The sequence below is a fragment of the Sorangium sp. So ce381 genome (assembly GCF_051473845.1).
GTDB classification, from domain to species: domain Bacteria; phylum Myxococcota_A; class Polyangia; order Polyangiales; family Polyangiaceae; genus Sorangium; species Sorangium atrum.
In genome coordinates, this window is the sequence record NZ_CP150336.1 from 10,029,674 (window position 1) to 10,046,475 (window position 16,802).

General features: G+C 71.2%; 17 protein-coding genes and 1 pseudogene. 7 read left to right on the plus strand and 11 right to left on the minus strand.

What is annotated here, in order from left to right; translation table 11 throughout:
- Positions 1-19 precede the first annotated feature (19 nt).
- The 4 genes from WMF29_RS37645 to glgC all read right to left on the minus strand — a co-directional run bounded on the left by WMF29_RS37645 (position 20) and on the right by glgC (position 4,033).
- Positions 20-778: an RsmE family RNA methyltransferase gene (locus WMF29_RS37645; RefSeq protein ID WP_272104065.1), complete on the minus strand. Its 759-nt coding sequence runs from the start codon at positions 776-778 to the stop codon at positions 20-22.
- Positions 775-1,728 (minus strand): 50S ribosomal protein L11 methyltransferase, encoded by a 954-nt coding sequence (locus tag WMF29_RS37650; protein ID WP_437324929.1) that lies wholly within the window; start codon positions 1,726-1,728, stop codon positions 775-777. The genes WMF29_RS37645 and WMF29_RS37650 overlap by 4 nt, the downstream gene beginning before the upstream one ends.
- A gap of 123 nt (positions 1,729-1,851) precedes the next feature.
- Entirely contained in the window at positions 1,852-2,547 is a 696-nt protein-coding gene (locus WMF29_RS37655) for a metallophosphoesterase (protein ID WP_272104061.1), read from the minus strand.
- 217 nt (positions 2,548-2,764) lie between these two features.
- Positions 2,765-4,033 (minus strand): glucose-1-phosphate adenylyltransferase, encoded by a 1,269-nt coding sequence (gene glgC, locus WMF29_RS37660; protein WP_437331207.1) that lies wholly within the window; start codon positions 4,031-4,033, stop codon positions 2,765-2,767.
- Positions 4,034-4,524: 491 nt separating this feature from the next.
- Between glgC and WMF29_RS37665 the strand changes: the two genes are divergently transcribed.
- Positions 4,525-5,229, plus strand: coding sequence for a hypothetical protein (locus WMF29_RS37665; RefSeq protein ID WP_437324930.1), 705 nt, complete (start codon positions 4,525-4,527; stop codon positions 5,227-5,229).
- A gap of 30 nt (positions 5,230-5,259) precedes the next feature.
- Here the strand turns inward: WMF29_RS37665 and WMF29_RS37670 are convergent, their stop codons facing one another.
- Together WMF29_RS37670 and WMF29_RS37675 are read right to left on the minus strand one after the other, a co-directional pair.
- The gene (locus WMF29_RS37670) at positions 5,260-5,667 is read right to left on the minus strand and encodes a hypothetical protein (RefSeq protein ID WP_437324931.1); all 408 of its coding nucleotides are present in this window, start codon (positions 5,665-5,667) and stop codon (positions 5,260-5,262) included.
- Positions 5,668-5,745: 78 nt separating this feature from the next.
- Positions 5,746-6,114 carry a hypothetical protein gene (locus tag WMF29_RS37675; protein WP_437324932.1) on the minus strand — a complete coding sequence of 123 codons (369 nt, stop codon included), beginning with the start codon at positions 6,112-6,114 and terminating at the stop codon, positions 5,746-5,748.
- A gap of 237 nt (positions 6,115-6,351) precedes the next feature.
- On the opposite strand from WMF29_RS37675, the gene WMF29_RS37680 reads away from it, so the two are divergent.
- The 5 genes from WMF29_RS37680 to WMF29_RS37700 all read left to right on the plus strand — a co-directional run bounded on the left by WMF29_RS37680 (position 6,352) and on the right by WMF29_RS37700 (position 13,530).
- On the plus strand, positions 6,352-8,250 hold the full coding sequence (locus WMF29_RS37680; RefSeq protein WP_437324933.1) for a chloride channel protein: 1,899 nt from the start codon (positions 6,352-6,354) through the stop codon (positions 8,248-8,250).
- 327 nt (positions 8,251-8,577) lie between these two features.
- On the plus strand, positions 8,578-9,045 hold the full coding sequence (locus tag WMF29_RS37685; RefSeq protein ID WP_437324934.1) for a response regulator: 468 nt from the start codon (positions 8,578-8,580) through the stop codon (positions 9,043-9,045).
- 53 nt (positions 9,046-9,098) lie between these two features.
- Positions 9,099-10,727 carry a circularly permuted type 2 ATP-grasp protein gene (locus tag WMF29_RS37690; RefSeq protein ID WP_437324935.1) on the plus strand — a complete coding sequence of 543 codons (1,629 nt, stop codon included), beginning with the start codon at positions 9,099-9,101 and terminating at the stop codon, positions 10,725-10,727.
- On the plus strand, positions 10,724-11,761 hold the full coding sequence (locus WMF29_RS37695; RefSeq protein WP_437324936.1) for an alpha-E domain-containing protein: 1,038 nt from the start codon (positions 10,724-10,726) through the stop codon (positions 11,759-11,761). The genes WMF29_RS37690 and WMF29_RS37695 overlap by 4 nt, the downstream gene beginning before the upstream one ends.
- A 23-nt stretch (positions 11,762-11,784) precedes the next feature.
- Positions 11,785-13,530, plus strand: coding sequence for a class II glutamine amidotransferase (locus WMF29_RS37700; RefSeq protein ID WP_437324937.1), 1,746 nt, complete (start codon positions 11,785-11,787; stop codon positions 13,528-13,530).
- Here the strand turns inward: WMF29_RS37700 and WMF29_RS37705 are convergent.
- The 5 genes and pseudogenes from WMF29_RS37705 to WMF29_RS37725 all read right to left on the minus strand — a co-directional run bounded on the left by WMF29_RS37705 (position 13,470) and on the right by WMF29_RS37725 (position 16,295).
- Positions 13,470-14,057, minus strand: a complete 588-nt coding sequence (locus WMF29_RS37705) for a glycosyl hydrolase (RefSeq protein WP_437324938.1) — start codon at positions 14,055-14,057, stop codon at positions 13,470-13,472. The genes WMF29_RS37700 and WMF29_RS37705 overlap by 61 nt on opposite strands.
- A 101-nt stretch (positions 14,058-14,158) precedes the next feature.
- Positions 14,159-14,341, minus strand: a pseudogene (locus tag WMF29_RS37710) (HNH endonuclease); the annotation flags it as partial.
- A 34-nt stretch (positions 14,342-14,375) separates the two neighbouring features.
- Complete coding sequence (locus tag WMF29_RS37715; RefSeq protein WP_437324939.1) at positions 14,376-14,780, minus strand: hypothetical protein; 405 nt, start codon at positions 14,778-14,780, stop codon at positions 14,376-14,378.
- A gap of 229 nt (positions 14,781-15,009) precedes the next feature.
- On the minus strand, positions 15,010-15,636 hold the full coding sequence (locus tag WMF29_RS37720; RefSeq protein ID WP_437331208.1) for a JAB domain-containing protein: 627 nt from the start codon (positions 15,634-15,636) through the stop codon (positions 15,010-15,012).
- Positions 15,637-15,641: 5 nt separating this feature from the next.
- Complete coding sequence (locus tag WMF29_RS37725) at positions 15,642-16,295, minus strand: RNA polymerase sigma factor (RefSeq protein WP_437324940.1); 654 nt, start codon at positions 16,293-16,295, stop codon at positions 15,642-15,644.
- 169 nt (positions 16,296-16,464) lie between these two features.
- Here WMF29_RS37725 and WMF29_RS37730 point away from each other — a divergent pair, with 169 nt between their 5' ends.
- Entirely contained in the window at positions 16,465-16,743 is a 279-nt protein-coding gene (locus tag WMF29_RS37730; RefSeq protein ID WP_437324941.1) for a helix-turn-helix domain-containing protein, read from the plus strand.
- Positions 16,744-16,802: the final 59 nt, after the last annotated feature.

A 16,802-nucleotide genomic window follows, 5' to 3' on the forward strand; every position in this document is an offset into this window, starting at 1 on the left:
CCGCTCGCTAGCCGCCCCATCACCCTGCGCGCGCGTCGCTCACCGCGATCAGCGCCCCGAGCGCCGCTGCGCACACCGTCTCCGTGCGCAACGTCAGCGCGCCGAGGCGCACCCGCTCGAAACCGAGCGCCGCGCACATGCCGAGTTCCTCCGGCGTGAACCCGCCCTCCGGTCCGACCGCGAACGCCGCCTCCATGCCCGGCGACAGCGCGGCCAGCCGCGCGCCGAGCGGCGTCTCCGCGTAGGGATCCAGGCACATCCCCAGCGCGCCGCCCTCCGTCGACGGCGCCGCCCGCGCCTCGGCGAGCGCCGCCGCGAGGCTCATCGGCGCCTCCACCCGGGGCGCGTCCCCGCGGCCGCACTGCCGCGCCGCCTCCACCGCGATGCGGCGCCAGCGCTGGCTCCTGTCCTCGGCGGGCCGCGCCACGCTCCGCGCCGAGATCGCCGGGATGATCCGCGTCGCCCCGAGCTCGGTCGCGTCGCGCACCACCGCGTCCATCTTGTCGCCCTTGCCCACCGCCTGGATCCACGTCACGCGCCGGCCAGGCCGCAGCGCGGCCGGGCGGGGCGCGTCGATGCGCGCCTCCGCCCCGCGGCGACCGATCGACTCGAGCGTGGCCTCCGCCTCGACGCCGAGCTCCGGATCGAACACGACGAACCGATCCCCCTCCCGGAGGCGGTGCACCCGCACGACGTAGCTCGCCGCCTCGGGCGGCAGCGCGATCACGCCGGCCGCGATCGCGCCGAGCGGCACCCGCAAGAGCCCCTGCCCGCTCATCCCGGCGAGGACGCCGCGCCGCCCGGCGCGCGGAACAGGAGCGCCACCCAGCCCTCGCCGCCCGCGTCGCCCCGCCCGGCCCTGCGATCGCCGCCCGGCGACGCCGGATCCGGCCGGGTCGCGACGTGCTCGAGCGGGCGCGGCAACGACGTGTACCGCGCGATCAGATCGTCGCGCTCGCTCTCGAGGATGCCCGACAGGATCAGCCAGCCGCCCGGATCGAGCACGCGCGCGAGCTCCGGCGCCAGCGGCCGCAGCACCCGCGCCTCGATGTTCGCGACGACCCACGGGAACCGCCGCGTCACCCCCTCGACCACGCCGGCGCTCGCCTCGATGCGGCCCTCGAGGCCGTTGCGCGCCGCGTTCTCGAGGACCACCTCGATCACGTCCTCGTCGTTGTCGATCGCGACCGCCCGCTCCGCGCCGAGCAGCAGCGCGACCAGCGCGAGGATGCCGCTGCCCGTGCCCACGTCGAGGATCTCGCGGCCGCGGAGCTCCGCCGCGTGCTCGTCGAGGAGCTCCGCCACGAGCGCCGTCGTCGCGTGGAGCCCCGTGCCGAACGCCCTGCCCGGCTCGAGCAGCAGCACCCGCTCGCCCTCGCGCTCGGGCGCGCGCTCCGCCCACGGCGGCACGACCGTGATCGTGGGCGTCAGCGCGAACGGCGCGAAGTGCTCCTTCCACGCGTCGCGCCAGGCGTCGCCCACCACCTCCTCGAGCCGCGCGGCGAGCGGCGGCGAGAGCTCCCCGAGCGACGCGATGGCGTCCATCGCCTCGCCGTGATCCTCGAAGCTGGCGACGAGCGTCACCTGGCCCGATCGCGCGCCGCGGACGAGCGTCTGCTCGTCGCGCTGCTCGACGCCGCTGGCGCCCAGCTCGAAGAGCAAGGCGCCGATCTCGTCGGCCTCCGGCTCCGGGACATCGACTGCAACGAACGGGTATCGAGGCTCCACCTGGCTTGCTCCGTGACGGGCCGCCGGCCTGAAGAGCGGCCGCGGCGCGGACCGGAGCCTAACGAAATTCCCGCAGAGAGGCGCGGCCGATCGCGCGGAACCGCTGGAACACGCGGAGCATTTTTAACGTCCGACGTAGCGGCGCCGCGCCGGAACCGAGACGAGCACCTCGGAGCGCGACGCCGGCGGCGGGACGCGCTCGCCGTCGTGGAGCACCATCGCCGTCAAGCGCCCCCCGTAGACCGCGCCCGTGTCGATCCCGGTCGCCCACGCGTGCATCTGCGGCTCGCTCCGCGCGTTGTGGCCGAACACCACGTGCGGCGGGCCCTGGTACGTCTGGCCCCACAGCGTCTTGCCCCCGCGGCGCTCGACCGGCTCGCCGTAGCGGCCGAGGCAGCGCACGTACATCAACGTGTGCGGATCCTGTCGCTCGATCGGCAACCCGGGGATCAGCCCCGCATGGACGACACGGAGCCCGTGCTCCGGCAGATCCAGCCAGTACGGCAGCGTCTCGAGCCACGCCCAGTCCCGCTTGCGCAGCTGCTGCGCGGTCTCCTTCGAGAGCTCCCCCAGCGGCTCGCCGCGAGGATCGCTCCGACCGGCACGCCAGCGGAGCAGCCGATCCTCGTGGTTGCCCCGCACGGAGATCGCGCCGACCTCCCGGAGCAGATCGAGCGTTCCGCACGGATCGGGGCCGCGCACGATCAGATCGCCGACCATGACGACCCGATCGCCCGATGCGAGGCCGACGTGCTCGATCAGCCGCGCCAGCTCATCCCGGCAGCCGTGAACGTCACCGATGATGATCGTGCGCGGCATCTCACACCCAACGTAGCAGGGACGCCCGTTCCATGGGGGGCGCCCAGGCCCGTCCCCCCGGGCACGGCAGGACCGCGCGGCCCCGCCGGCGAGCGCGCGGTTGCCACCACGCGCCGCCACGCGCCTCCGCGCGCCGCGATCGGAATTTTACATGCAATTCAGGAGTTTTGCACGCGGGCCACCTGGACGGCGCCACGCCGGGCCTCGGTCAGGCGCATTACGGGGAGTCGATCTTGGCGCGCTTCGGGATCACGACGATCCCGCCCTCGCTGACGAACCACTTCTTGCGGTCCTCCTCGAGGTTGAAGCCGATCTCGGCGCCGGCGGGGATCTCGACGTCCTTGTCGATGATGCAGCGGCGGAGCTTGACGTGGCGCCCGATCTTGACGTCCTCGAACAGCACGCACTCCTCGATGTGGCTGAAGGAGTTCACGCGGACCCGGTTCGAGAGCACGCTGCGGTGGATCCTGCCGCCGGAGATGATGCACCCGAGCGAGACCAGGCTGTCCGTGGCGATGCCGACGCGCGCGTTCGCCTCGTCGCGGAAGACGAACTTGGCGGGCGGGTCGTGGCTGATCCCGGTCCGGATCGGCCAGCGCGGGTTGTAGAAATTGAACGCCGGCTGGATGCTGACCAGATCCATCTGGGCCGCCCAGTACGCGTCGATCGTCCCGATGTCGCGCCAGTACCCGGCGCCCTCGTCCTCGCCGGGGACGCGGTTCTCGTGGAAATCGTAGACGTAGACGCGGCTGCCGCTCTGGACCATGCGCGGGATGATGTCGCGCCCGAAATCGTGCGCGCTGTCCTCCGTCGCGGCGTCGTGCTCGAGGACGTCGAGCAGCGCCTTCGTCTTGAAGATGTAGTTGCCCATCGACGCGAGGCACATGCCCGGCCTGCCGGGCATGCTCGGGGGATCCTGCACCTTCTCGTGGAAGGCGAGGATGCGCCCCGACTCGTCGCACTCGATGACGCCGAAGGCCCGGGCCTCCTCCTTCGTCACCGGGATGGCGGCGACGGTCACCTCCGCGTCGCGCGACAGGTGATCGTGCAGCATCTGGCGCACGTCCATCTTGTAGACGTGGTCGCCGCCGAAGATGCAGAGGTGCTCGGGCGACTCGTCCGTGATGACGTGCTGGGTCTGGTAGACGGCGTCCGCCGACCCCTTGAACCAGCTCTTGCCCGTGCGCTGCTGCGCAGGGACGGTCTCGATGAAGCTGTCGAGCATCGGCGAGAGGCGCCAAGCTCGGGCGATGTGCTCGTCTAGCGACGCGCTCTTGTACTGCGTGAGGATCTTGATGCGGTGCAGGCCGGAGTTGACGAAGTTCGAGAGGACGATGTCGATGATCCGGTACCGGCCGCCGAACGGCACGGCAGGCTTCGCCCGGTCGTGCGTCAACGGGCCGAGCCGGCGGCCCTCGCCGCCAGCAAGGATCATCACCAAGACCTTCGACGCTTCGAAAGCGGCGCGCAGGTTCGTCTCGCGCATGGGACGGAGAGGGTACTCGATCGATGTTGCCATCGCGAAGAGCGGAAACGCGTCCTTCGCGTATTCGAGGCAACCCCGGGGCAGGGAGAACGCAGCGGAGAGCCGCGCAACCCGGCCTGGCGGCGCCGAGCCCAGCCGGGCGGGGCGCGCTGCGGGCCTCGCCGAGCACGCCTCTCGCGCCCTCCTGCCCCGCGATGGGCGGCGCCGGCAGCGGCCCGTCGCGCTCTGCCGCCCTCCGCCCCTCCGCCCGCCCTCCGCCGCGGTGCGCTGCCGCGTGCCGATGCGCGACGATGCGCGACGATGATCGATGAAGAGAGGGGGACGTCTCCGTTTCTCTTTACGATCGAGTCGCGGCCGTGTTAGCCGTTTCCGCCGTCGCGCGCGCATGCGAGAGGCGCCTGACCCGCACGCGGCGCACCGCTGTCCGAGGGCTATTCCAGCGCTGGATCTTTCCTGCTGGAGGTGCCCGTCACGCTGACCTTGGAGATGCCATGAACGCCCGATTCGGTCGAACCCTCCTCGCCGCCATCCTCCTCGTCGCGGGCACTTCAGGGTGCGGAACGGACGAGCAGCCCTACCAGGCAAAGCCCGCCTTCAGCGGCCGCAAAGCGACCCTGCCCGCGGTGCCGACGCTGCCCGCAAAGAACAAGAAGCAGGGCGACGCTTACACGGTCTGGGGCGTCACGCACGACCTCCGGAGCCGCGTCCACTTCGAGGACGTGAACGGCAAGAAGATCTCGATCGTCGGCTACATCGTCAAGACGAACCTCGCCGAGGCCCCCGCCTGTGCCGTGCACAAGACGGGCAAGGGTGACCCGCCGGACTGCAAGGCGCCGGTCCCGAGCTTCGCGATCGCCGACGAGAAGGGCGAGACCAAGGACATGATCGACGTCATGGGCTGGGCCTCGAACTTCGCGCAGATCTACAGCATGATCGAGGCGATCGACAAAGCGCCGCGCGGCAAGGAAGGCGAGGCGAAGCTCACGGACGAGTTCTGGGGCCAGGAGCTGCCGAACCCGATCCCGGGCGTCGGCGCGAAGGTGAAGGTCACCGGCACCTACGGCGTGACGTTCACGAAGTCGACCGGCGGCGCGGCGGCCAACCCGAAGTACGGCATCATGTCCGCGGAGCAGATCGAGTTCCTCGAGCCGCCGCCCGAGAAGGCCACCCTCCCCGGCATGAAGCGCAAGCCCTGACGCCGTCGCGTCGGGCCGCTTCACGCCGCTTCACGTAAGGATGGACCGGATCCCGCTGCTCGGCTCGGTCGCCGCCGACTCGAAGACGGCATCGACGAGCAGCCGCCGCGCCGACTCGTCGTCCGCTTCCCGGCGATCGACGCGCACCAGCGACGCCGGCGCCTGACGGGTGATCGAGTCGAACGCCTCCCGATCGAACCGGTACAGCTCCTCCATCACGATCACGGCGTACGGCTGCGACGCCGCGCTCGTCGCCCGGAGCGAGCGCAGATCGCACTCACGCACCACCACCCCGAGCCGGGCCCCCGCCTCCCGGCACACGGCGACGAGCTCGGCAGGACAACCGGCCACGATCACGAGCGGAGCGGGCGGAGCGTTCGGGACCACGGCCTTGCGGGGCTTCGTACCGTCCTCCATGGGCGCCTCAACGTAGGCCATGAGTTGAGTACGCCGGCAAGGGAATTGTTTCGTCAGGCACGACTGGCGAGCCGGTCTTTCTGGGCGATACAGCGGCGATCAACGCACACCGGGTCCCTGCTGGATGTTCCACCCCCGGCCCTCTGCCACGCCGATGAAACGGATCCGCCCCGACCGCTCCATATCGTCGACAAGCTCCTCCGCCTCGAGCTGCGAGATGTCGATCCGGTCGCAGAGCACGTCCCGGAACCGGGTCTTGCCCGGCACGTAATCCTCGTCGATCAGCGTGCCGAGCGAGCTCGCCAGGATCTCGGCGGCCAAGTCGAGCGCCACCACGGGCGTGACCACGGTCTCGGCGGTCGTGCGGACGCTCTCGTCCGTCGTCTGGACGGCCGCGTCGCCCATCGTGACGCTCGCGTCTCCGGTGATGAGGGTGCCGTACTCGACGGTGCTCCGATCGGTCGTCATGACTCCACCTCGTCCGGGCTCGGGCGGGTCCGGAGGCCGCGCCCGCGCCAGGCTTCCTTCCTCGCTATGGGGCGCAGGAACGCCGATCGGAAGCCGAGCGGACGCTGACACCGCGAGGGCGCCTCCGGGGACGCCGATCCTGGCGGCGATTTCAGGCGGCAATCCGCCGAAGATCAGGGAAGCTACCGCTCCTGCCAGGCCCATCGCTCGAGGGGGGAGGCCCTGGGCCACGAGATCATGATGTCGTCCCGCGAGTACTCCCCATCACGCCCCAGCCGCGCGGGGGCGGCGCGCACGCCGATCCCCCGCGCGCGGGGGCTGATCCCGTTCCAGCTCGTCGGTCGGGTGCTGCTCCACGCGATCCTCGTCGGCGTGACGGCCGGCATCGCCGGCTCGCTGTTCTTCGCCGCCCTCGAGCTCGCCGAGCACGAGCTCTTCATCGCGGTCACCGGCTACGAGCCGCTCCGCGCCAAGGGCGAGGCGGTGCTCTCGAGCGCGCACATCGGGGCGTTCCGGCCGTGGCTCGTCCTCGTCCTGCCGGCGTTCGGCGCCCTCGTCGGCGGGGTGCTCACGACGAAGCTCGCGCCCGAGACCCGCGGCGGCGGCGGCGACGCCTTCATCCGGGCGTTCCACCACCTGGGCGGCAACTTCCGCCGCCGCGTCCCGCTGGTGAAGGCGATCGCCTCGATCTTCACGCTCGGCTGCGGCGGCGCCGGCGGGCGCGAGGGGCCGACGATGCAGATCGGCGGCGCGATCGGCTCGATCATCGGCCGCGCGCTCCGGGTGGACACGCGCGAGCGGCGGATCCTGCTCATCGCCGGCGCGGCCGCGGGCATGGCGGCCGTGTTCCGGACGCCGCTCGGGGCCGCGCTCCTCGCCGTCGAGGTGCTGCACCGCGACGACTTCGAGGCCGACGCGCTCATCCCGTCCATCCTCGCGAGCGTCGTCTCGTACTCGGTCTTCATTTACTTCTTCGGCGAGTCGACCCTCTTCGCGCACGCGCCCCGCTACCCGTTCATCCCGAGCCACCTCCCCCTCTACGCCGTGCTCGCGCTCGTCGTCTCGCTCGTGGCCACGGTCTTCCTCCGGACGCTGCACGCCGTGGAGCACACGGTGCACCGGATCACGCTGCCGCCCTGGGCGAAGCCCGCGCTCGGCGGCCTCGCGCTCGGCGCGCTCGTGACCCCGCTGCTCATGCTCCTCGGGCCGCGCTTCGACAGGCCGGGGCAGGGGTTCGGGATGCTGGGCGCGGGCTACGGGGCGGCCCAGATCGCGATCACGGGGGCCGCGTGGCTGCCGAGCGGGTGGACCGCGGTGCAGCTCCTGCTCGTGCTGCTCGCCACGAAGATCGTCGCGACCTCGCTCACCGTCGGCTCGGGCGGCAGCGCGGGGGACTTCGGCCCCTCGCTCGTGCTCGGCGCGCTCACGGGCGGGGCCTTCGGGCGCGCCGCGGAGCTCCTCCTCGGCGACCCGCGCATCGACCCCGGCGCGTTCGCGCTCGTCGGGATGGGCACGTTCTACGGCGGGATCGCGCACGTGCCCATCGCCTCGCTCGTCATGGTCTGCGAGCTCGCCGGCAGCTACGACCTGCTCGTGCCGCTCATGCTCTGCGAGGGCATCGCCTTCGTGGCGCTCAGGCACAGCACCCTGTACCGCGCGCAGGTCGCGACCAAGCGCGAGTCCCCGGCGCACCGGGACGAGCTCATCGTCGACGTGCTCCGCAGCATCCGCGTCGCCGACATCGTCATCCGCAGCCGCCCGTTCGTGTCGTTCGAGGCGCGGACGCCCGCCTCGATCGTCGTCGAGCGCATCGCGGCGTGCGAGTGGCAGGACACCTTCCCCGTGCTCTCCGAGGACGGCAAGGTCGTCGGCACCATCGACGCCGAGATCCTCCGCGCCACCGCGACGAGCCCCGAGCTCTCGGGGCTCGCGATCGCGCACGACATGATGGCGAGCCCCGCCTCGGTCAGCGAGGCCGAGGACCTGCACCACGCGCTCCAGGTGCTGCTGGAGCTGCGCGTGCGGGAGCTCCTGGTCACCGACGCCGAGGGCAAGATCGTCGGCATCCTGGACGAATCCGACGTCACGCGCGCCTACCACGACGCGACGGCGGAGCTGGAGAGCGCGGTTCAGTAGGGCTCTCGGAGCAGACGACAGACGACGGCGCGAGGCGGACGCATGGCGCGCTCGCCCTGGAAATTCGGGAATGGCCAGCTTTCCGACGCCTGCGCGGCGGCGCGGCGGACACGCGCGTGTCACGGGCGTCCGCGCGCGGATGTCCCGGTCGCGCCGCGCGCCCGATCGTGGTTCGGGCGTAATGACGCAAGCGCGCGGACCCCACCGCTTTCGGGAGTCTCCTGAGCTTTCAATCTTGGATTCCACGCAGCGACGGAACGGAGCGCGTGGGGAATACTCTCGTTCATCCGGGGAATTCGGGGTCCGGAGAGCGCGAGGGAGAACGGCATGCTGGTCGATACGCTCGGAGGTCGGACGGTGCGGCGCAACGCGGAAGTACGAACACGATCGAGCGCGCCGAACAGCCGCGCCAAGCTCGTGGTCGTCGTGGACGACGAGCCCAACATCCAGGAGGTCGTGAGCATGATCCTGGAGAGCGAGGGCGGCTACGAGGTGCGCTGCGCCTCGAACGGCGAGGAGGCGCTGGCGCTGCTCGACCAGATCGCGCCGCCGGATCTGCTCGTCGTCGACATCATGATGCCGGTGATGGACGGCTGGGGCCTGCTCACGGCGCTCCGGCACAACGAGAAGACGGCCCGTATACCAGTCATTGTTTCATCCGCGTCTTCAAAACATGACGCGACGAGCCTCGGTGTCGCTAAAGTGCTGCCCAAGCCGATCGACTACGACGCCTTCCTCGCCGCGGTCGACGAGCTCACGCGCTCCAGAGAGCGCCAGATCCTCGACGCCGAGTAGGCAGAGTCGATCGGCCGACCGCGCCACTGCCTCCATCACGGCAGAAACCGCAAATGGCCCATGGACCTCGGGGGCCGTCCAGCGGTAGCTTCACTCCAGTGTTGTTAGAGAACCCGGGTGCCGGCCTCTTCGCCGGCTACACTCCCCTCCCCGGCGCCTACGACGAGCTGTTTGGTCGAGACGGCGCTCCTCGCCCCGAGTTCCTGCGCACTGCCACGCTCCTCGGCGCGCTCGCGCCGAACGAGTTCGCGCGCGCGCAGCACCTCGCGGAGCTCGCCCTGCTCAACCAGGGCGTCACGTTCTCGGTCTACGCGGATCAGCGCGGCGCGGAGAAGATCTTCCCGCTCTGCCTCATCCCCCGGATGCTCTCCGCGGCGGACTGGGCCCACATGGAGCGGGGCCTCGAGCAGCGCGTCCGCGCGCTCGGCCTCTTCCTCGACGACGTCTACGGGGACCAGCGCATCCTCAAGGAGGAGCGCGTCCCCCGGGACCTCGTGCTCGGCTCCGGGCAGTACCTGAAGCAGGTCCACGGCCTGCGGCCCCCGGGCGGCGTGCGCATCCACATCGCGGGCGTCGACATCATCCGTGATCCGGCCGGCACCTTCCGGGTCCTCGAGGACAACCTCCGCACGCCGTCCGGCGTCTCCTATGTCCTGGAGAACCGGCTCATCAGCAAGCGCGTCCTGCCGCACCTGCTCGACAAGGCGCGCGTGCAGCGGGTCGACCATTACCCGGCCCGGCTCGCCGAGACGCTGCGCTCGGTGTCGCCCGCGAGCCCGAGCGGCACGAGCGCCGTCGTGCTCACGCCGGGGCCCTACAACTCGGCCTATTTCGAGCACAGCTTCCTCGCGCGCACGATGGGGCTCGAGCTCGTGCAGGCCCCCGACCTGTTCGTCGACCAGGACCAGGTCTTCGTCCGCACGACGCGCGGCCCCCGCCGGGTCCACGTCATCTACCGCCGCATCGACGAGGCGTTCCTCGACCCCGAGGCCTTCCGCCCCGACAGCCTGCTCGGCGTTCGCGGCCTGATGCGCGCCTACGCCGCCGGCAACGTCGCGCTCGCGAACGCGCCCGGCAACGGCGTGGCCGACGACAAGGCCGTGTACCCCTTCGTGCCGGAGATGATCCGCTATTACCTCGGCGAGGAGCCGGTCCTCGAGCAGGTCCCCACCTACCTCTGCATGCGCGACGACGACCGCCGCTATGTGCTCGACCACCTCGACCAGCTGGTCGTCAAGGCGGTCGACGAGGCCGGCGGTTACGGCATGCTGATGGGGCCGCAGTCGACCGCCGCGCAGCGGGACGAGTTCCGGGCGCGCATCCAGGCGACGCCGCGCCGCTACATCGCCCAGCACCGGATCGAGCTCTCGACGAGCCCCACCTGGGACCCGACCGCCAAGACCGCGGTCCCGAGGAGGCTCGACCTGCGCCCCTACGTGCTGACGGGCCGCGACGGCTCGTGGGTGCTGCCCGGCGGGCTCACGCGCGTCGCGCTCGTGGCCGGCTCCTACGTCGTCAACTCGAGCCAGGGCGGGGGCTCGAAGGACACCTGGGTCCTGAAGGGCTCAGGGGAGAACGCGCAGCGCACACCCTCGATCGGCGCTCCCGGCGCGGGCTCCGCTGCCGTGAACAACGACCCTCCCGGCGCGGCGCCGGGCTCTGCCCTCCCGGAGGCCCCGTGATCTCCCGCGTCGCCGATCACTGCTTCTGGTTCGGCCGCTACCTCGAGCGGACCGAGAACATGGCCCGCATCCTCGCCGTCACGCAGAACCTCGCGCTCGACGCCGAGATCCCGACGCAGCAGTGCTGGCTGCCGGTCATCATCGTGGCCGGGCAGAAGGCGCACTTCGGGGCCGAGCACGGCGAGGAGGCCGCGGCCGACGGCGAGCTCGTGCAACGCACCATGAGCTTCGACGAGGACAACCCGACGAGCCTCCGCAGCTCGATCTCGGCCGCGCGCTGGAACGCGCGGTCGATCCGGGAGGTCGTCAGCCTCGAGGTGTGGGAGACCGTCAACGAGCTCCACCTCTGGGTGAACAGCGAGGAGGCGCGGGAGGAGTTCAGGTCGAGCCGCTACGCCTTCTACCGCCGCGTACGCCAGCTCACACAGCTTTGCCTCGGGCTCACGCAGAGCACGATGCTCAACGACACGCCGCTCGATTTCATCTGGCTCGGCGTGCTGCTCGAGCGCGTCGGGCAGACCGCGCGCACGCTCGACGTGCATCACCACGCCCTGACCAACCTGCCGCCGCCGCCGCCGTCCGAGATGAGCGCCCAGGCGCAGGGCGCGCTGCGCAGGCAGCACCGGGTCGTGGAGACGGCGCTCTGGCTCTCGCTCCTCCGCGCCTGCTCGGGGTTCGAGCCGTTCATGAAGCTCAACCAGGGTCAGGTGAGCGAGCAGGCTGTCGCCCAGTTCCTCCTGTACGAGCCGCGCTTCCCGCGCTCGATCCGGCACTGCGTCCACGCGGCGTTCGCGCGCCTCTGCGAGATCCGGCCGCCGGACAGCGTGGCGCTCCCGGGCGGCGAGAGCCTCGAGCGGCTCCAGCTCCTGCACCAGTGGGTGGCCGACAGGGCCACCGAGGCGTTCGACCCGATGGCGGTCCACGCGGCGCTCACCCATGTGGTCGACGAGACGGCGATGATCTGCGACGGTATCGGTCGCGAGCTGCTCGGTTACGGGCCGCCCGACAGCAACCCCACGGTCACGAGCCAGTAGCCGCAACAGTCGCCGACGCACCCATGCCGAATCTCCTCGCGATGTCGTTCGAGGGCGAGCTCGCCCCATGCTTCGATCTCACCTGCCTGCAGCCCGGACGCAAACTGCCTGACGGCTGGGGCATCGGTTACTACCCCGGCGGGGAGCCGAGCGCCTCGGTGCTCAAGGAGCCGGCGCCGCCGCAGGGGAGCATCCGCAGCGAGCTCGTGAAGGCGTGGGAGCACCTCGAGTCGTCGCTGCTCGTGCTGCACATCCGCACGGCGACGTGGGGCAGCGTCAACGACGCCAACACGCAGCCGTTCAGCCGGAGCTGGGGCGGGCGTGACTGGCTGTTCGCGCACAGCGGCAGCCTCGTCGACCGGATCGAGGTCGATCCGAAGTCGCTCTTCCAGCCGGTCGGCTCGACGGACACGGAGCTCATCCTGTGCGAGCTCATGCGCTGGATGGCGTCCGAGGGCCTCCGGAGCATCGGCGACGTCGATCCGGCGGTGCTGCGCGACTGGTTCGACGAGATGAACGAGCACGGCCCCCTGACGTCGGTCCTGGCCGACGGCCGCGATCTGGTGGTCTACGCGGATCGCGATCGCGAGGGGGACGCCTTCCTGTGGGAGGTGCTGCCGCCGTACGAGCGCCTCGCGTTCGGGGACGACGATCTGGAGGTCGACCTGACGCGCCGGGGGGTCAAGAGCCGCAAGGGCGTCATCGTCTCGTCGGAGGAGCTCAAGGTCCACGCGAGCGGGCGGCCGGCGGCCTGGAAGCGCGTGCCCCCGGGGCACCTCGTGGTGCTGCGGCAGGGGGCGCTCCGGGCCACGGCGTCCCCGCGCACCGACCGGCGCAAGCCGTCGTCGTCCACGCCGCCGCTCTCGTCGCGCCCGGTCCGGCGCCCCGTGCACGCGGCGATCCGCCGCTTCCAGGTGGTGCACCGCACGTCGTACCACTATGCGACCGCGGTGGAGCGCAGCACGCACCTCCTGCGGCTGACGCCGGCGCACGACCGGATGCAGACGCTGCTGCACAACGAGATCGACGTGTCGGTCGAGGGCCAGCATCGCGAGTACGACGACGTCTTCGGCAACCGCGCGCGGCGGGTGCTGCTCGACACGCCGTTCAACGATCTCGTCATCGAGTCGAGGTCGCGGGTGGAGCTGCTCGACACCGATCCGCTGAGCTTCCGCCCGCTGCGCGCCCGGTCGACGATCCCGCTCGTGTGGATGCCGTGGCAGCGCCAGATCCTGCAGCCGTTCCTCCTGCCGCCGGAGCTGCCCGAGAGCGAGCTCGCGGAGCTCAGCGAGTACGCGATGACCTTCGTGGAGCGGAACGGCTACGATCTGCTCGACACGCTGCTCGACCTGAACGCGTCGATCTTCGAGGAGTACGAGTACAAGCAGGGGTCGACGAACCTGTTCACGACGGCGTTCGACGTGTACGCGAACCGCCGCGGCGTGTGCCAGGACTTCACGAACCTGTTCATCTGCCTGACGCGGCTGCTCGGCGTGCCGTCGCGCTACGTGTGCGGGTACATCTACACGGGGCCGAAGCACGAGAACCAGCGGCAGAGCGAGGCGTCGCACGCCTGGGTCCAGGTGTACCTGCCGGAGATCGGGTGGAAGGGCTTCGACCCGACGAACGGGATCCTGACGCAGACCGATCACATCCGCGTCGCGGTCGGGCGCAACTACGTCGACGCGACGCCGACCTCGGGCACGATCTACGTGGGTGGCGGGGCGGAGCGCCTCGCGGTCGACGTGCGGGTCGAGCCCATCGATTGAGGGGGCGGGGGGCTCAGGGACGCGGGTGGTAGGGTACTTTGGCCGAAGGTGGGGGCTCTTGAACCGCCAAGACGCCGAGGACGCCAAGAAAATAAGATTCTTGGCGTGTTATGGCGCCTTGGCGGTTCCATCATGCCGGCCCGGTCGGGGTAAACTGTGCTGTCCGCGGTGATCTGCCAGTAGGTCTGCGCAGAGGCCGTCTCCATGGCGAGGAGCACCCGGCCGAGGTTCTCCACGTCCTTGTTCTCGAGCGCCTCGCCGAGGAGCTGCATGCTGTACCACGCGTTGACGGCCTCGGAGGTCGACTCCTGGTTGCGGCCGTCCGCGAACGGGAACAGCCCCGACGCCCACGAGCGGCCCCTGAACCAATCCATACTGCGGAACGGCGTGAAGAACGTGTCCTTGGTGCTCGGGTTCGCGATGTCCCGGACGAGCCAGAGCGCCTTGTCCCCGTACTCCTCGCGCCACGCCTCATCGCTCTTCGCCAGCACGGCCGCGGCATAACCCTGGTTGCGTCGACGCTCCACGTGAAGTGATCGCTCCAGCGATGGAGGCGCGGATTGAAGAGCGGCACGATCTCTCCCGTCAGCGGGTCGACCGATTCCGTGGCGCCTGCCTTGAACTCGTTGCATGGGCGGCATGCGAGGCATACGTTCTCGAACGAGGTCGGCCCGCCCTTCGAGACCGGCGTGATATGATCGTAAGTCAGGGGAATTCCGCTATTGGCCTCGCTTGTCAGGCAGTATTGACAGCGGCGCCGATCGGCCTCCTCGATACGAGAGCGGAGCAGTTCGGAGACGTAGGTTGACACCGCAGTCCGTCTTCCATCTCGTGGAGGGCGCGCGCTACGGCGAAGCGACGGCGTGCCCGCGCCATCGCAGGAGCGCCGCAGCGTGGGCCTTGCGGAGCATGAACAGGTCGCTCTCGTGCCGGAGACGCTCGAGCTCGATGCGCTCCGCCGGCGTGAGGAGCCCCTGGGTGTTCCGGTCGAGCAGCTCGTCGTAGCGCGCGAGCTCTGCTTCGGACCTGTGGTTCTTCGCGATTTGCCAGAGCGCCTGGTCGTCCATCTTGTCGAGGCAGGCGAGGTCGACCTGGAACTCCGGGGGCGCGTCGTCCCAGGCGGGAGGGCTGCCGAGGCTCAGCGCGCGTAGCATCACGGCTTCGAGCGGCTGTCGGGTCGCGAGCGCAGTCCCCCTCAGCCGCTGGTAGAGCGCTTCGGGGAGAGCGAGGGTGACGGTGGCGGTCGACATCGCGCTGGGGTGGACGCGGGAGGCAAGCTCGCCTCGCCGTCGAGCCTAGCACGAGGAGCACCCCGGCTCCTCCCCGGCCAGCCGCGATGAGGAGAGCGAACGCGCGGCGGGGCTGCCGGCCGGGGCGATGCGCCGGAGGCTTTCGGCTGGATGCGCGGGGGCGGGGGGCGCCCCACCGCAGCGGCGCTGCGCGCCGGCGGCGGGGCGGGGCGCTGCGCGTGGCGAGGCCCTACTCGTGGACGGCGGCGTAGCGGCCGCTGGGCGTGACGATGACGTGGGCGGTGAGCGGGACGTGCAGCTCTGCCGAGAGGTGGCGCAGCTCCAGGGTCATGTCTTCGTCCTCGCGGGTGGGCGTCGGGTCGCCGCTGGGGTGGTTGTGGGCCAGGACGAAGCTCTGGGCCGCCATGTCCAGCGCCGTGCGCAGGACGGTCGCGCGGTCGATGGTGAGCACGTCGGCGCCACCGCGGGCGAGCAGGCGCGTCTCGCGGACGCGGCCGTGGCCGTCGAGCGCCGCGATCCAGAGCTCCTCGTGGACCAGGGAGGCGAGCCTCGGGCCGAAGTACCGCGCCACGCGGGCGGCGTCGTTGAGGAGCGCGCCCCGGCGCGCGCGGGCGGCGTGGTAGCGGCGGCCGAGCTCGAAGGCGGCGGCGAGCCGGGTCGCGTCGAACAACGCTATCTGGGTGCGCTCGGCCAGCGCCGCGGGCGAGAGGCGCCCGAGCGCGGGGAGAGCGGCCGTGCCGAGCAGGCGCGGCCCGACGCCGGGCAGGCCGAGCACCATCTCGAGCAGGGCGGCCTCGGTCGCGGTCGGCAGCTCGGCCGCCGTCTCGGCGGGGGCGTCGACGGGGGCGCGGCTCATCGGGCTCATCGGGGCCACCTCCGAGCGCGGGTGAGGGCGCGGGCGAAGAGGCGGCGCGCGAGGCGCAGGCGGGTGGCGACCGTGGGGCGCGGGAGCGAGAGGGAGGCGGCGATCTCGAGCGAGGAAAGGCCGGTGGCGGCGAGCGACAGGATCTCGCGCAGCTCGGGGCGGAGACGGTGGAAGGCGCGGAGCAGGCCGCGGGCGACGAGGCGGGCCTCGGGCGAGGGGGCGGCGAAGGCGGAGAGGCGGTCCGGGTCGACCGCGGGGAGCTCGTGGCGGCGGTGGGCCTTGGACCGGTCGTGCGAGGCCTGACGCGAGGCGATGCCGGCGAGCCAGCGGCGGAGGGCGTCGGCGGGAGGAAGCGCGGGGGACGGGCGGAAGCGGCCGGCGCGCAGGCTGCGCCAGGCGCCGAGGAGGGTGTCCTGGGTGAGGTCGTCGAGATCGGCGGGGAGAACGCCGCGGGCGCGGAGGGTGCGGCGGATGAGCGGGCGCTGTTCGAGGAGCGCGCTGGGGTCGAGGTAGACGGAGGGGTGCGGGGGCTGGTGGTGAAGGGGTTTGGGCGGGCGGGCGAGGCGGCTGCGAGCAGCGGGTCGGGGGCGGCGACGGGAGGGCGGATCGATCTCTTGGCCCTGGTCAGGGCGTAGACGTACGGTTTCCATGTCGGACCTCGTTCGTGCGGGGTTCGGCCACGCCGCCCGGGGTGTTAGCAGCACCCGCGGGCGGCACTTTTTGTGGTCTCGCCACGTTACGAACTGACAGCCGGCAGGTCAATGAAATCCGATCTGCTGGATCATTATTCTGAACCCGGCGCGGGGGTACGCGAACGGCGTGCGAACGCTCACGCTCGATACCCTCCTGCTCTACATTGCGGCGAACCTGCGGCGTCTACGCCAGCAGCGCGGCATCACGCAGGAGCAGCTCGCGGAAACCGCCGGGATCGAGCTGCGGACGATGCAGGCGATCGAGGTTGGGCGGCAGAGCATGAGCCTCGGCACGCTCGTCAGGCTCGCGAACGCGCTTGATGTGTCGCCCGGAGTTCTTCTCCGCAGCGCCGCGATGCCGGAGATCAAGCGCGGCCGGCCGCGCAAGCGTCCCGCCGGCACCTGACAGTCAACCCCCAGTGTCCGCAGCTCGACAGCCCGCGGCCATCCGCGCCCTTCTCCACC

Bases quoted from the DNA above. Each gene is read 5' to 3' on its own strand.
- WMF29_RS37670 (WP_437324931.1), bottom strand. From the start codon at position 5,667: ATGGCCTACGTTGAGGCGCCCATGGAGGACGGTACGAAGCCCCGCAAG.
- WMF29_RS37665 (WP_437324930.1), top strand. From the start codon at position 4,525: ATGAACGCCCGATTCGGTCGAACCCTCCTCGCCGCCATCCTCCTCGTC.
- glgC (WP_437331207.1), bottom strand. From the start codon at position 4,033: ATGCGCGAGACGAACCTGCGCGCCGCTTTCGAAGCGTCGAAGGTCTTG.
- WMF29_RS37690 (WP_437324935.1), top strand. From the start codon at position 9,099: ATGGCCCATGGACCTCGGGGGCCGTCCAGCGGTAGCTTCACTCCAGTG.
- WMF29_RS37700 (WP_437324937.1), top strand. From the start codon at position 11,785: ATGCCGAATCTCCTCGCGATGTCGTTCGAGGGCGAGCTCGCCCCATGC.
- WMF29_RS37645 (WP_272104065.1), bottom strand. From the start codon at position 778: ATGAGCGGGCAGGGGCTCTTGCGGGTGCCGCTCGGCGCGATCGCGGCC.
- WMF29_RS37680 (WP_437324933.1), top strand. From the start codon at position 6,352: ATGATGTCGTCCCGCGAGTACTCCCCATCACGCCCCAGCCGCGCGGGG.
- WMF29_RS37715 (WP_437324939.1), bottom strand. From the start codon at position 14,780: ATGTCGACCGCCACCGTCACCCTCGCTCTCCCCGAAGCGCTCTACCAG.
- WMF29_RS37685 (WP_437324934.1), top strand. From the start codon at position 8,578: ATGCTGGTCGATACGCTCGGAGGTCGGACGGTGCGGCGCAACGCGGAA.
- WMF29_RS37720 (WP_437331208.1), bottom strand. From the start codon at position 15,636: ATGAGCCGCGCCCCCGTCGACGCCCCCGCCGAGACGGCGGCCGAGCTG.
- WMF29_RS37675 (WP_437324932.1), bottom strand. From the start codon at position 6,114: ATGACGACCGATCGGAGCACCGTCGAGTACGGCACCCTCATCACCGGA.
- WMF29_RS37655 (WP_272104061.1), bottom strand. From the start codon at position 2,547: ATGCCGCGCACGATCATCATCGGTGACGTTCACGGCTGCCGGGATGAG.
- WMF29_RS37725 (WP_437324940.1), bottom strand. From the start codon at position 16,295: ATGGAAACCGTACGTCTACGCCCTGACCAGGGCCAAGAGATCGATCCG.